This window comes from Chryseobacterium sp. PvR013, assembly GCF_017833095.1.
Taxonomy (GTDB): Bacteria; Bacteroidota; Bacteroidia; order Flavobacteriales; family Weeksellaceae; genus Chryseobacterium; species Chryseobacterium culicis_A.
Genome location: NZ_JAFIBT010000001.1, coordinates 1,313,883 through 1,328,549, shown reverse-complemented (window position 1 = coordinate 1,328,549; position 14,667 = coordinate 1,313,883). Strand labels below are relative to the sequence as shown.

The 14,667-nt window shown below is 37.3% G+C and carries 14 protein-coding genes; 9 read left to right on the top strand and 5 right to left on the bottom strand.

Annotated features, from left to right (window positions below; translation table 11 throughout):
• Window positions 1–4 precede the first annotated feature (4 nt).
• The 5 genes from JOE44_RS06045 (at window position 5) to JOE44_RS06025 (ending at window position 7,616) form a co-directional block, all read left to right on the top strand.
• Window positions 5–1,564: a RagB/SusD family nutrient uptake outer membrane protein gene (locus tag JOE44_RS06045; protein WP_209784779.1), complete on the top strand. Its 1,560-nt coding sequence runs from the start codon at window positions 5–7 to the stop codon at window positions 1,562–1,564.
• 3 nt (window positions 1,565–1,567) lie between these two features.
• A complete protein-coding gene (locus JOE44_RS06040; protein WP_209784778.1) occupies window positions 1,568–2,992 on the top strand; it encodes a glycoside hydrolase family 30 beta sandwich domain-containing protein in 1,425 nt (474 codons plus the stop codon).
• A 9-nt stretch (window positions 2,993–3,001) separates the two neighbouring features.
• A complete protein-coding gene (locus JOE44_RS06035; protein ID WP_209784777.1) occupies window positions 3,002–5,224 on the top strand; it encodes a glycoside hydrolase family 3 N-terminal domain-containing protein in 2,223 nt (740 codons plus the stop codon).
• A gap of 102 nt (window positions 5,225–5,326) precedes the next feature.
• Complete coding sequence (locus tag JOE44_RS06030; protein ID WP_209784776.1) at window positions 5,327–6,136, top strand: glycoside hydrolase family 16 protein; 810 nt, start codon at window positions 5,327–5,329, stop codon at window positions 6,134–6,136.
• Window positions 6,137–6,176: 40 nt separating this feature from the next.
• A complete protein-coding gene (locus tag JOE44_RS06025; protein ID WP_209784775.1) occupies window positions 6,177–7,616 on the top strand; it encodes a glycoside hydrolase family 30 protein in 1,440 nt (479 codons plus the stop codon).
• Between the two features lie 153 nt (window positions 7,617–7,769).
• Here the strand turns inward: JOE44_RS06025 and JOE44_RS06020 are convergent, their stop codons facing one another.
• Window positions 7,770–8,579: an SDR family oxidoreductase gene (locus JOE44_RS06020; RefSeq protein WP_034697597.1), complete on the bottom strand. Its 810-nt coding sequence runs from the start codon at window positions 8,577–8,579 to the stop codon at window positions 7,770–7,772.
• Window positions 8,580–8,699: 120 nt separating this feature from the next.
• The gene (locus JOE44_RS06015; protein ID WP_047384507.1) at window positions 8,700–8,999 is read right to left on the bottom strand and encodes a hypothetical protein; all 300 of its coding nucleotides are present in this window, start codon (window positions 8,997–8,999) and stop codon (window positions 8,700–8,702) included.
• A gap of 139 nt (window positions 9,000–9,138) precedes the next feature.
• Here JOE44_RS06015 and JOE44_RS06010 point away from each other — a divergent pair, with 139 nt between their 5' ends.
• Window positions 9,139–9,699, top strand: coding sequence for a DNA-3-methyladenine glycosylase I (locus tag JOE44_RS06010; protein WP_209784774.1), 561 nt, complete (start codon window positions 9,139–9,141; stop codon window positions 9,697–9,699).
• 251 nt (window positions 9,700–9,950) lie between these two features.
• Window positions 9,951–11,228, top strand: coding sequence for a hypothetical protein (locus JOE44_RS06005; protein WP_209784773.1), 1,278 nt, complete (start codon window positions 9,951–9,953; stop codon window positions 11,226–11,228).
• A gap of 77 nt (window positions 11,229–11,305) precedes the next feature.
• On the opposite strand, the gene JOE44_RS06000 is transcribed toward JOE44_RS06005, so the two are convergent.
• Window positions 11,306–11,572, bottom strand: a complete 267-nt coding sequence (locus tag JOE44_RS06000; protein ID WP_209784772.1) for a hypothetical protein — start codon at window positions 11,570–11,572, stop codon at window positions 11,306–11,308.
• Between the two features lie 162 nt (window positions 11,573–11,734).
• On the opposite strand from JOE44_RS06000, the gene JOE44_RS05995 reads away from it, so the two are divergent.
• Together JOE44_RS05995 and JOE44_RS05990 are read left to right on the top strand one after the other, a co-directional pair.
• Window positions 11,735–12,163, top strand: coding sequence for a MarR family transcriptional regulator (locus JOE44_RS05995; RefSeq protein ID WP_209784771.1), 429 nt, complete (start codon window positions 11,735–11,737; stop codon window positions 12,161–12,163).
• Window positions 12,160–12,921 carry an NAD-binding protein gene (locus JOE44_RS05990; RefSeq protein ID WP_209784770.1) on the top strand — a complete coding sequence of 254 codons (762 nt, stop codon included), beginning with the start codon at window positions 12,160–12,162 and terminating at the stop codon, window positions 12,919–12,921. Before JOE44_RS05995 ends, JOE44_RS05990 begins: the two co-directional genes overlap by 4 nt.
• A 299-nt stretch (window positions 12,922–13,220) precedes the next feature.
• On the opposite strand, the gene JOE44_RS05985 is transcribed toward JOE44_RS05990, so the two are convergent.
• Window positions 13,221–14,075, bottom strand: a complete 855-nt coding sequence (locus JOE44_RS05985; RefSeq protein ID WP_209784769.1) for a nucleoside phosphorylase — start codon at window positions 14,073–14,075, stop codon at window positions 13,221–13,223.
• A gap of 27 nt (window positions 14,076–14,102) precedes the next feature.
• Window positions 14,103–14,588, bottom strand: a complete 486-nt coding sequence (locus JOE44_RS05980) for a hypothetical protein (protein ID WP_209784768.1) — start codon at window positions 14,586–14,588, stop codon at window positions 14,103–14,105.
• Window positions 14,589–14,667 lie beyond the last annotated feature (79 nt).

The window sequence follows — 14,667 nt, the reverse complement described above, 5'->3', positions numbered from 1 at the left end:
TAAAATGAAAAATAATAATTTAATATATAAAGGACTTGCCGTAGCGTTGCTGACAGGTCTGAGTTTTACCAATATCGGTTGTAGTGATTCCTATCTGGATGATGTAAAGAATTCAGGATCTTTTAATACAGATTTGTATTTTCAGAATGAGCAGCAGTCTTTCAGTGCATTGATTTCCGTATATGATCCTTTAAGAAAGTATTCGGCTGGATTTGAAAATACCGTTACTTTCTTTAATGCAGGGTCTGATGATTTTTATTCCGGCGGGGGAAATTCCAATGACGGAGCGGGTATCCAGGGAATGAACAACTATATGATCAATCCCAATACAATGCCAGCCAGCTATTGGAGGGATTACTATCAGGGAGTTGCCCGTGCTAATCTTTTGATAGAAAGAGTTCCCGGGGCAAATATGAATGAGGATCTTAAAAAAAGATATATTGCAGAAGCTAAAGTTCTTCGTTCTTTATATTATTTTGAATTACTAAGAATGTTTGGAAATATTCCTTTGATTCTTAATACCATAAAGTTTGATGATAATTATTGGAACGTTCCACAGGCCAAGCCAAGTGATGTTTATACACAGATAGAAAGCGATATTGTTGCTGCTATTCCAGACCTTATGATGACGCCGAGTATCAGTGATAAAGGGAGAATCACGCAGGGAACAGCCAGAGCTATATTAGGTAAAATTTATCTTTATGATAAAAAAATGCCCCAGGCCGCCGCACAATTTGCTGAAGTAAATGGTACGCCAGGAGGAACCAGCCAGTATGGCTACAAACTTGTGGCAAATTATGCTGATTTATTTAAAGTTGCCTTGGAAACTGACCAGGATCCAAATAAATATAAATTCTTATCAGAATCTATCCTTGAAGTAATGCATACCAATAAAGGAAGCTCTGACTGGGGATTCTGGGGGCAGGGAAAAGACGAAGGAAACTCTATCAATGTGATGGTAGGACCTCGTTCTTATTCATTAAAAAATATTCCAAATAATAATGCTCCGGATATTTATTCCGGTTGGGCATTTAATACTGTGACAGAGAATTATGTCAATTTTATGCAGGGAGATCCAAGACTGGACGTTACCGTTTTCAATGCAAAAAAATTGGTGACAGAAGGTAAGGTTACTTATGCTCCTGCTTTTGCAGATACTGGATATTTTCTTAATAAATATTTACCTACCAATGCTTTAAAAACATCACTTCCAGGGCCTCCCGAGCTTAATTTCAGACAGAATTATATTGCAATAAGATTAGCAGATACTTATCTGATGGAAGCTGAAGCATTAGGAGCTTCAGGAGCAAGAGCTCAGGCTTTGTTAGATGCAGTAAGAGCAAGAGTTGGCTTATCATCAGTTCCTGTTTCTTTACAGGCTGTTAAAGATGAAAGAAGAAGAGAGCTTGCAGGAGAAGGACACAGATGGTTTGACCTTGTCAGATGGGGTGATGCTCCTTCTAAGCTTGCCTTCAAAGGATTTAAAGCCAATAAAAATGAAATTCTTCCAATTCCTTTCAATGAATTGCCGAATACAGCTTTAAAACAAAATCCTGGATACTAACACATGAAGTTTCACAACTTATATAGTTTCTTTAGAGGTGCCGCACTACTTAGTGGTGTGGCCCTTTTTCCTTTATCCTGTACATCACTTGCATCCCATAAAGGAAATGAAGTACAGTACTGGCTGACAAAAGGTGATGAAAGCGTAAAATTACAGCAGCAGACTCCGGTTAAATTTGTAAATACTTCCAACAGCTTTCAGAATATTGAAATTGATGACTCTCAAAAGTTTCAATATGTTGATGGCTTTGGATATACATTAACAGGAGGAAGTGTTGAGGTAATCAACCGATTGTCATCTGCCAAAAGAAAAGCATTGCTTCACGAACTTTTCGGGAATGACAAAAATTCAATTTCCATCAGCTATTTAAGATTGAGTATAGGCGCTTCAGATCTTGATGGTGAAGTTTTTTCTTACGATGATCTGCCTGAAGGACAGACTGATTCTTCTCTTTCAAATTTCAGTCTTGCAAAAGATAAAGCGTTAATTGCTATGTTGAAAGAGATTCTGATGATCAATCCTTCCATTAAAATCATTGCTGCCCCGTGGTCTGCTCCGGTTTGGATGAAAGACAACGGCAAATCAAAAGGAGGAAGTCTGAAACCTGAATTCTACGGAACATATGCGCAATATTTTGTAAAATACATTCAGGGAATGAAAAAAGAAGGCATCACCATTGATGCTGTAACGCCTCAGAATGAACCACTCCATCCGGGAAATAATCCTAGTCTGTATATGCCGTCTGAGCAGCAGGGGAATTTTATCAAAAATCATCTGGGGCCAGCTTTTAAAACCAATGGAATTACCACTAAAATTGTGGTGTACGATCATAACTGCAACAAACCTGAATATGCTATTGATATTTTAAAAGATTCTGAAGCAAATAAATATATAGACGGATCTGCTTTTCATTTGTACGAAGGAGATATTTCTGCTCTAAGTACCGTACATAATGCTTTTCCAGACAAAAATCTATACTTTACCGAACAATGGACAGGTTCAAAAGGAACCTTTACTGAAGACCTGAACTGGCATTCGAAAAATGTAATCATCGGCTCGATGAGAAACTGGAGTAAAATTGCGCTGGAATGGAACCTTGCCAACGATCCGAAATTTGCTCCCCATACAGAAGGTGGATGCACGGAATGTAAAGGAGCAGTTACTGTTTCTGACAGTGAAAATTTTACAAGAAATGTTGCCTATTATATTATAGCCCACGCTTCAAAATTTGTTCCTGCCGGATCTCAGCGTATCACTTCTACACAGACTGATAAATTGTCTACTGTTGCTTTTAAGACTCAATTTGGGAAAATAGTGTTAATTGTGCAGAACGATAATGAAGCAGATGAAAATTTTAATATTAAATTTGCCGGTAAAACCGCTGCTGTAACAATTTCTGGACGTTCTACAGCAACTTATATTTTTTAATTTGATACTATGAAAAGAGTGTATTTCTTACTGGCATTTTCTGCTTTTGGACTGAATGCCTACGGACAAAAGACAACTGATCAGAAAGTAGCAGAGCTGCTGTCTAAAATGACCCTGGAAGAAAAAGTAGGGCAAATGGTTCAGTACAGCGGGTTTGAATACGCTACAGGGCCTCAGCATTCCAATTCAGCTGCTGTTTTGGAAGAAATAAAAAAAGGAAAAGTGGGTTCAATGCTGAACGTTGCAGGGTCAGAAGAAACCAGAGTATTTCAGAAACTGGCGATGCAGTCGAGACTGAAAATTCCTTTATTGTTCGGGCAGGATGTTATTCATGGTTACCGTACCACATTCCCTGTGAACCTGGGACAGGCAGCAAGCTGGGATCTTGGAATGATAGAAAAATCAGAAAGAATAGCCGCTACAGAAGCTGCCGCTTACGGTATTCACTGGACGTTTGCTCCAATGGTGGATATCGCCAGAGATCCGAGATGGGGAAGAGTAATGGAAGGTTCCGGAGAAGATACCTATCTGGGAACAAAAATCGGACTGGCAAGAATCAAAGGATTCCAAGGCAGAGGTTTGGGAAGTCTTGATGCTGTGATGGCCTGTGCAAAACACTTTGCAGCCTATGGAGCAGCTGTGGGCGGAAGAGATTATAATTCCGTAGATATGAGTCTCAGACAGCTGAATGAAACGTATCTTCCACCATTCAAAGCTGTGGCAGAAGCAGGTGTTGCTACTTTCATGAATTCCTTCAATGATATTAACGGAATTCCGGCTACTGCTAATAAATATATCCAGAGAAACCTTTTAAAAGGAAAATGGAATTATAAAGGTTTTGTGGTTTCAGACTGGGGAAGTATTGGGGAAATGGTTCCACACGGTTATGCCAAAGATGCCAGCGAAGCGGCAGAAAGAGCTATACAAGGCGGAAGTGATATGGATATGGAAAGCCGTGTTTATATGGCAGAGTTGCCAAAACTGGTGAAAGAAGGAAAAGTAGATCCCAAACTGGTAGATGACGCAACAGGACGAATTTTAACAAAGAAATTCGAAATGGGACTTTTCGATGATCCTTACAGATTCAGTAATGAGAAAAGACAAAAAGAACAGACCGATAATCAGGATAACAGAAAATTCGGAAGAGAATTCGGATCAAAAAGTATTGTTCTTCTTAAAAATCAGGGAAATATTCTTCCACTTTCCAAAACAGTAAAAACGGTGGCTCTGATTGGTCCTTTCGGTAAAGAGACTGTAGCGAACCACGGTTTCTGGTCTATTGCTTTCAAAGATGATAACCAAAGAATCGTTTCACAATTCGATGGAATTAAAAATCAACTGGATAAAAATGCCACTTTATTATATGCTAAAGGCTGTAATGTTGATGATCAGGATAAAAGTCAGTTTGCAGAAGCAATAGAAACGGCAAAAAAATCAGATGTTGTCATTATGACATTGGGAGAAGGCCATGCGATGAGTGGAGAGGCGAAAAGTAGAAGCAATATCGGATTTACAGGAGTTCAGGAAGATTTACTGAAAGAAATTGCCAAAACAGGTAAGCCGATTATTCTGATGATTAATGCCGGAAGACCTTTGATTTTCAACTGGGCATCAGACAATATTCCTGCCATTATGTACACATGGTGGCTGGGAACAGAAGCTGGAAATTCTATTGCAGATGTTCTGTTTGGTACTGTAAATCCTGGTGGGAAACTTCCCATGAGTTTTCCGAGAACAGAAGGCCAGATTCCTGTGTACTACAATCATTACAATACGGGAAGACCAGCCAAAAATAATACGGACAGAAACTATGTTTCAGCCTATATAGACCTTGATAATGATCCGAAATATCCGTTTGGATATGGCCTAAGCTATACTGATTTTACCTATTCTGATATCGTTTTAAATTCTGCAGCCCTTACAGGAAATCAGACCCTGAACATCAGTGTTACTGTTTCCAATACGGGAAAATATGATGGGGAAGAGGTTGTACAGCTTTATATCAGAGATCTTTTCGGAAAAGTAGTGAGACCCGTAAAAGAGCTGAAAGGCTTCCAGAAAGTATTCATCAAAAAAGGAGAAAGCAAAAAAGTAGATTTTAAACTGACACCGGAAGATCTGAAATTCTTTGATGACGATTTGAATTTTGACTGGGAAGGTGGAGCGTTTGATATTATGGTGGGAACCAATTCTCAACATGTGCAGACCAAAAGAATCAACTGGACGAAATAAATTCAATTCAATTCAATTCAATTCAATTCAATTGGAGTGGGTTTTAATCCGCTCATTAAAACGTCAAAAATGGCTTTAGCCAAAACTTAAAACCTGATATATATGAATCTCAAAGCTAAAAATCTCATCAGAATTTGTGCAGCTGGAGCTTTCTTCCTTTCTGTTCTCAACTGTGCCTCACACAAACCTGATTCCCGCAGGACATTGATTTGGAGTGATGAATTTAATGGCAAAGGGCTTCCGGATTCATTAAAATGGAATTATGATACCGGAGGAAGCGGTTTCGGAAATGAAGAAGCACAGTTTTATACCAAAAACAGGCTTGAGAATGCCAGAATGGAAAAAGGAAACCTCATCATTGAGGCTAAAAAAGAAAATTGGGAAAATAATAAATACACTTCTGCAAGGCTTTTAACCAAAGGGAAATTTGCTTTCCAATATGGATCAATTGAAGTCAGGGCGAAACTTCCTAAAGGTCGGGGAACCTGGCCGGCAATCTGGATGATGAGTGAGAACATGAAGAAATGGCCGGATGATGGTGAGCTGGATATCATGGAACATGTGGGGTATAACCAGGGATATATCCATGCTTCTGTGCATACTAAAAAATATAATCATATCCAGGGAACACAAAAGACCGATACCCTGTTTGTAAAAGATGCCAGCGAAAAGTTTCATGTCTATAAAGCAGACTGGACACCGGAAAAGATAGAGGTTTATATCGATGACCATAAATTTTTCACCTATGAAAATAAAGAGAAAAATAATGAAGCATGGCCTTTTGACAGACCTTACTTTATCATTTTAAACCTTGCCGTAGGAGGATTCTGGGGTGGAAAAGAAGGCATTGATGATGCTGTCTTTCCGCAGAAGTATTATATAGATTATGTAAGAGTCTATCAAAATAAATAATGAAAATGAGGATCAGATAGATCCGGAAACAGAAAAAATCATGAGAAAACTAATTGTAAGTTGTTTTGTAGTGGGCGTTGTTATCAATGTTAATGCTCAGAATTATTGGAATAAAAATGCAGGAAAAACAGCTAAAGTAATCCTTACCAACTCGAAAGCAAATGAGAAGATGGCGGATAAAGGAGCCGTCAAATTTGAGCAGTTCGGGCAGCCTAAAGAAACGGATGCCTGTATTTTTGTGGCGCCCAATTTTAAATATCAGAAACTGATAGGAATAGGAGGTGCTATTACAGATGCTTCAGCAGAGACTTTTTATAAGATGCCAAAGAATAAGCAAAAGGAAATTCTTGATGCCTATTTTGGGAAAAACGGATTGGGATATACCGTTGTTCGTACCAATATGAATTCCTGTGACTTTTCCAGTGATTCATATACCTATGTAGAGGATAATGATACTTCTCTGAAGACTTTTAATATTGCTCACGATGAGAAATATAAAATTCCAATGATCAAAGAAGCTCAAAAGGCTATAGGAAATAATTTTACGTTTTATTTCTCCCCATGGAGCCCGCCAGCCTGGATGAAATCAAATAAAAGTTTGTATAAAGGGGGAAGATTGGAAAATCAGTACTATCAAACGTGGGCAGATTATTATATCAAATTCATTAAAGAATATGAAAAGAGAGGGATCAATATCTGGGGTTTAACCGTTCAGAACGAGCCTATGGCTACCCAAAGCTGGGAATCTTGCATCTATACCGCTGAAGAAGAAGGAGAATTTCTGAAAAACAATCTCGGACCAACCCTTTGGAAAAACGGATATAAAGATAAAAAAGTAATGATCTGGGATCATAACAGAGATCTTATCTACCAAAGAGCAACCACCACATTAAGCGATCCTGAAACATCAAAATATGCACATGGTATCGGTTATCACTGGTATGAAACATGGAACAATAAAACCCAGCTTTTTGACAATTTAGCGGAAACCCACAGAGCCTTCCCGGATAAATTCCTTGCCTTTACTGAAGGATGCAAAGAACAATTCAATATGGATAAAATCTACGATGTAAGCCTGGGAGAACTCTACAGCAAAAATATGCTGAATGATTTCAACAAAGGAAATGCATTATGGACCGACTGGAATATTCTGTTGGATGAAACCGGCGGACCTAATCACAAAGGAAATTTCTGCTTTGCCCCGATTATTGCAGGCACCAAAACCGGTGAAGTTTTCTATACCTATGAGTACTATTATATAGGACACGTCTCAAAATATATCAAACCGAATGCCCAGAGAATCGGAAGTTCTTCCAACAGAGCAGCCCTGACCTCTTCTGCATTTATGAACGAAAACGGACAGCTGGTAACCGTTATTATGAACGACTCAGACAATGATATCGAAACCAATCTATGGATAGAAGGAAAAGCAGCAAAATTGAATGCACCTGCGCATTCTATTCAGACTGTTATTTTATAATTTCATATTAATATTATTTTTGACGAATCCGGCGGCCTCGAAGAGGCCGCCGGATTTATTTGTGAACGATGATAAAAACAGAAAACCCATGAAATCTTTTCATGGGTTTTATTTATTGTAAACGAAACTGTAGCTCGTTATTTTTTAGATGAATTATTCAGCATCATACTTGCTGATTACTTTCTGAGTAACCCCTGAACTGCTGAAACCACCATCATGGAAAAGATTCTGCATCGTTACTTTCTTCGTAAGATCAGAGAATAATGTTACACAATAGTCTGCACATTCAAGAGCCGTAGCATTTCCTAGTGGAGACATATCTTCTGCATATCCAAGGAATCCTCCGAAACCTTTCACTCCGCTACCGGCAGTTGTCATGGTAGGAGACTGAGAAACTGTATTAACACGTACTTTTCTTTCACCCCAATAGTTTCCGAAAGTTCTTGCAATACTTTCCAGATAAGCTTTATTATCAGACATATCATTATAGTCCGGGAATGTTCTTTGAGCAGCAATATAAGTAAGTGCCAAAATACTTCCCCATTCATTCATACAGTCTTTTTCCCAAGCCACACGCATTACTTTATGGAAAGAAACAGCGGAAATATCCCAGCCTTTTTCCAACCAGTCGTAGTTCATTTCTGTATAATGTTTTCCTTTTCTTACGTTGATAGACATTCCGATAGAATGAAGGATAAAGTCGATTTTTCCAAATTTTGCAACAGCGGCATCAAAAAGTTTTTCAAGATCTTCTATAGAAGTTGCATCAGCACCTATTACTTCAGAACCTGTTTTTTCTGCTAAACCATTAAGTTCCCCCATTCTCAAAGCAATAGGAGCATTGGATAAGATAAATTCAGCACCTTCTTCATGACATCTTTCAGCAACTTTCCATGCGATAGATTGTTCATTAAGGGCTCCAAAAATAATTCCCTTTTTGCCTTTAAGTAAACCGTATGACATAATTTTTTAATGTTTATTATAATACAAATGTAACAATAATTGTGCTTATGGCATAATAAAAAATGGAGCCTTATCAATTTAAGACTCCATTTTATTGAAAATATTTATATGACTGAAATACTAATTGGTTTTCTTATTCCATTCTGCCTTTACATCCTCTGCCGCATCTTTGGTTTTTTCCCATGCTTCATCTGCTTTATCTTTGATATCCTCCCAAGCATCGGATACATTAGCTTTTACCCTATCTAGCCAGTCTTCCTGGCTGGCTTCCTGATCATTATCCCTTTTCTCATTAATATAATCTTTAGCCTTGTCTGCCAATTCATTGATTTTCCATTTGGCTTTGTCCGTTGCATTTTGTAAAGAATTTTCTACATTGTTTACTGCATTTTCCGCTTTGTTGTACTCTGAATTGTTCATAATAGTATAAATTTTAGTTTGGTATCAGTAATTAAACAATAACCATTCCTAAAACTAAACCTCTCTGTTAAACTTTTCATAATCTTTTGTTGTCTTTTTCAAAATCAGTAGTAACTTTAACTAGCAAAAATTGATAGCTATGGAAAAAATACGTTGTGGCTGGTGTGAAAAAGATGATCTCTACCGAAAGTATCATGATGAAGAGTGGGGAAGACCTGTTTACGATGATGAGACTATATTTGAGTTTCTGATTCTGGAGAGTTTTCAGGCCGGGCTGAGCTGGTATACTATTTTATCTAAAAGAGAAAACTTCAGAAAAGCTTTTGATCATTTTGATTATAGAAAAGTAGCAGCGTATTCGGACGAAAAGATTGAAGAATTGATGAATAATTCCGGAATTATCAGAAACAGGCTTAAAATTCTTTCAGCTGTCACCAATGCTCAGAAATTTATAGAAGTTCAGAAGGAATTTGGAAGTTTCTCCAAATATATCTGGGGCTTTATAGATGGAAAACCCATTGACAACAGTCCCGAAACATTATCTGTTGTTCCTGCCACTACAGAAATTTCGGATCTTATATCCAAAGAACTTAAAAAGAGAGGTTTTAAATTCGTAGGTTCTACAGTAATTTATGCCCATATGCAGGCTACCGGAATGATCAATGATCACTTAAAAAACTGCTTTACCAGAAAAATTTAGTTAGCTTTTATTCAAAATTTAGTGAAGTTTATTGTCAATTATACAATGTAAAGAATTAAACACAAAATGGGAGATATCTGCAAAGTCTAATGGATGTTACTTTTGGTAAATGATTGATATTAAACATTTTTCATTGTTTCGTGAGTAAGTTTTGTATTATTCACTTTGTTGTGTTTTTAATTATGATATTTTCAGTATAATTGTTATTTTGTTGAAAATTTGTATATTTGCAACTGCAAAAAATGCAAGTAATGCAAAAAGACTATAAACATCAATATACACTTCTCTTATTCTTTATAAGTATTTTCACATTTGCTCAGGTTGGGATTGGTTTACCGAATCCGGACCCTTCTGCGATGCTTCATATTAACGCCAATAATAAAGGGGTACTCCTTCCAAGTATTGCGCTTACCACTACAACAGATAATATTACAGTACCTTCTCCGGCAGACGGACTTATTGTTTGGAACAATGGAAACTCTACTCTGAAAGAAATTGGTTTCTATTACTGGTTCGAATCAAAATGGAATAAAATTTTAGCAAACGGCGGGAATACCACTAAAACAGAGGATGGAACCAACTGGAACCTTACAGGTACGAATGTAGGAAATTATGGAGGAGCAAATACAACCCTGGCTTTAGGAACAAAAACATATGATGACCTGATTTTTAAAGTAAATGCCTTAACAACCGGAAAACTGGGAGTTGATAATTCTGTAAGCTTTGGAATAGGATCAAATGCCGGACAGAATGGGATTGCTATAGGAAGCGCGAGCTCTGCATTTATGGGAATAGCTATTGGAAGCGCAACAGTTGTTTCCGGAAATGAAGCTTTAGCGGTAGGAAATAAAACTACAGCAGCAGGATTCAGATCTACAGCCATAGGATTTCATGCCCAGACCAGCAGTAATGAATCTGTAGCTATAGGAAATAGCTCCTCAGCGGATGGATTTCAGTCCATAGCATTAGGATACAATGCGAAAACAAATACAAATAGCGAAACGGCTTTAGGATATAATGCGGTAACAAATAGCCAAAACTCAACGGCTCTAGGCTCAGAAGCCAATGCGTTGGGACAATATTCCACAGCAGTAGGATATGGAGCGGTTACTTCACAGGCCAATGCTGTTATTCTTGGAAATAATAATGCAAATGTAGGTATTGGTACTGGTACTCCGAATGTCTCCGCAAAACTTGATGTAAACGGCCAGTTTAAATTGGGCGAGAAGGGCAGTGTGCAGAAAAATCAGATCAGTTTTGAAGTATGGCCGGGAATATCCATCAATAATTTGCCTCCGGGAAAATCGACAACAATTGATATTCCTGTTCCGGCAGGATATCAGCCCGGTTCTACAAGAGCTGTGGTGGTAGTTTCTCCGGCAGGAGACTTTCCGGGAAATTCCTCATTTTCCATCTCGAATCCAAGAATGGCTTCTGCTTCCAGTATTACAATTAATCTCACTAATATTTCGGGAAGTGCCAACAGCCTGTACTCCGGACATTTTTATGTGATGATCAATGAATTTTAAATAATAGGTTTTTTATTATAGTTGATATGGTGTAAAGGACTTCCGGATTGGAAGTCCTTTTTTATAGATTATCCATTTTAACTAGACTTACGGGACTGAAGTTCCTTACGTGCATTTTGCCAGCTTTTCCTGATAATAAGATAGAGTGGAAAAAAAGCCAGTGGAAGCGGCGTTATACCATTGAAACCTTTCTTAATTGTCATATAGATGCAGGCTACTACCAACATTCCCATAATAATACAAAAGGAAATATGAGCAGCGGAACGTTTTTTTTCTTCTTTTGTAAGTTCTTCAATAGAGAGTTCCGAAAGCTTATTGTCTTCAGGTTGATTATCGTTTTTCATGTTCACGGTTAGTTTATTGTTTTTAGTTGGGCTAAAATAATAAAATAACCACAACCTGAATCTGACAGGTATTTCATTTTTACCAATTCATTAAAAAATAAATATTTTAAACAAAAATATTGTGCACAAAATAAATAGACTATATTTGTTCCTAAAAAAACGATGATCCCTTTATCAGAACATTTATGCTTTAAAACGTATGCTGTTTCCAGATATATTACAGGTTTATATAAGCCTTATCTGGATGAAATTTCATTAACGTATCCTCAGTATCTTGTGATGACAGTTTTATGGGAGCATGGCGGAATGAATATCGGAAAGATCGGTGAACATCTTCATCTGGATAACGGAACATTAACGCCGTTATTGAAACGTATGGAAAAAAACGGATTGATCATCCGAACCCGCAGTGCAGAAGATGAAAGAGTTGTATTGATTAATCTTACCGAAAATGGAACAAACCTTAAAGAAAAAGCGAAACATATTCCCAAAGCTGTTCAGCAGTGTATGAATCTGAGTGAGGATGTAAAGACTCAACTAATGGCTTCTTTAGATAATATATTAACAATACAATCTGTTTCTGGCATATGAAGAAAATAGGAATTATAGGCTGTGGCTGGTTGGGAGAAAGAATAGCCTCTTCCTTATCCGGAAAATACGATATAGCAGCAACCACTACAACAGAAAATAAAGTAAAGGATCTCAACAGTAAAGGAATTCATGCTGTACTTGCTTCTTTCCCGGACTATCAGCTGGCAGAACCGTATAATGAATGGTCCGAGATTAAAAATGCTGATGTTTTAATTATTACCATTCCTGTCAATGAAAAAAGCTGTTGTGTAAGTTCTCTATATAACAGGATTCAGAATTTGTCATCGTTTATCGGAGATTTTAAAGGACAGATGTTCCTGATGAGTTCCACAGGGGTTTATCCCGATCTTCCCAAAGAATTTACAGAAAAAGATATTCCTTTGGAGAAAGTATCAGGGGAAAGAATGCTGAGAAATAGATATCCGCAGCTTAATATTCTGAGGCTTGGAGGCCTGATGGGAGACAACAGACTTTTAAAAAACTATAATGTAGGGAATCTTGATCATGCAGTGAATCATATTCATTATGCTGATATCAGTGGGATTATTTCGGAAATGATTGAAAAGAAAGCTGAAGCTAAACTTTATAATGTTACTGCCCCGATTCATCCTGCAAAAAGCCACGTGATTAATGCACAGAAAAATATACCTGATGAAGAAGTTTTCGAAGTAAAAGGTAAGAAGGTCTTATCTTCAAAACTGGTTTCAGAGCTGGATTATGTATTTCAGTATCCGGATCCGAGAACGTTTCATTTGTAATTATTGACCACCGGTTTTTAACCCATTTTTGTTTACGAAATTTCTTTTAACACCTTTGTCATTCCGCAGGAATCTCTACGTTATTTTTAAAGTTTTGTATTTAAATTCCTACGGAATGACAAGGTGAGTGATGAGCTACATTCATGGTGAAAGGAACAAAATTCAATAGTATAAATTCAATAGGAACGGGTTTTATCCTGTTTTCAGAATAAATCAAATTCCATAGGCTTTAGCCAAAACCTATAAAAAACCTCCGGAAAAGCTTCCGGAGGTTTTTATTTTATCGTAAACAGAATTGATTACTTAATAATTCTTTCCAATACCCATTCAATAAGGTTTTTTTCAGAAGCATGGTGGTCTGCAGAGAATTCTCCACGTCTTCTGTTGGCAATAACGTTATTTACGGTAATGGCTTTATGTCCTAATAATTTTGAAAGGGCATAGATTGCTGATGTTTCCATCTCAAAATTGGTGATTCCAAGATCATTTAACGTTTCCAGGAATTGATCATCCACTGCTTTTAAACGAAGCTGTCTTCCCTGTGGTGCATAGAATCCCGGGAAAGTTGCGGTATTTCCATGGTATTTGGCATCTTTGTAATAGTCACCCATTTCTGCTTCCCAGTCTGAGAAATAAAGCATAGGCTTGATTTTTTCGTAAGGGAATTTTTCTAAAAAGCTTTTAGAAAACTCATTTTCGAAGTTGTAGTCCTGATAGAAATGCATCAGACCGTCTAAACCTACTACATTCTGGGTTACCAGCATATTGTCAACCTGTACATCAGGGTTTACACTTCCACAAGTTCCCATACGGAAAAGCTCAAGAGCTTTATGCTCAGTTTTAAATTCTTTATTTTTAAGATCGATGTTCACCAGGGCATCCAGTTCGTTCATTACGATATCGATGTTTTCTGTTCCGATACCGGTAGACATTACTGTGATTCTTTCCCCGCGAAGCGTTCCTGTATGTGTATAGAATTCTCTTTTATTTTTTTTGATCTCTACGGTATCAAAGTATTTTGAAACTTTTGCCACTCTGTCAGGATCTCCTACAAGGATGATTTTGTCAGCAATGTCTTCGGGTAAAAGATTCAGGTGATATACACTTCCGTCTTCATTCAGAACAAGTTCTGAGGCTGCAAGTTTGTTTAGCATAATAGGTATATATTTTTTTTAAGTTTTTTAATTAATCATAATCGCTTCTTTATAAGGAGAAGCCATAACCTCGTAGATGTCATTGTATTCTTCTACAATCCTTTTCTGGCCGTTCATTACCTCGTATACGGTAACAACAGTTTTTTCAATGTTTTTAGGATCTTTCCTCTGGGAAGTGATTTCGTAGAAGTGATCATCTTTTTTAAGAATAGAAATCAGTTCTTCCTTCGTTGAATTGTTGGAAGTCATCATTCCCGGGAATTCCATCACAATATCCTTCAGATCAGTATAATCTTTATAGCGCTTGGTAACTCCGTTGGAATACAGATAAACATTAGGTATATTTTTATCCTTTTCCAGGCGGATTAAATAATAATCAGAACCTCTTTTCTCTGCATATACAGCCATTTCCTGCTGCTTTCCGGATTGTTTTTCCGGTTGCTTTTTTTTCTGTGAAAATGCGGTAAGCGAAAGGAAACTTGCCATAACAGCAAACCATAGTTTTGTTTTCATACTCCTATTTAGTTTTTTTGATGTGTTGAATTTAGTTTAAAAAATCCTCTCCCAATAATCTTCCGCCATTATTTTTACC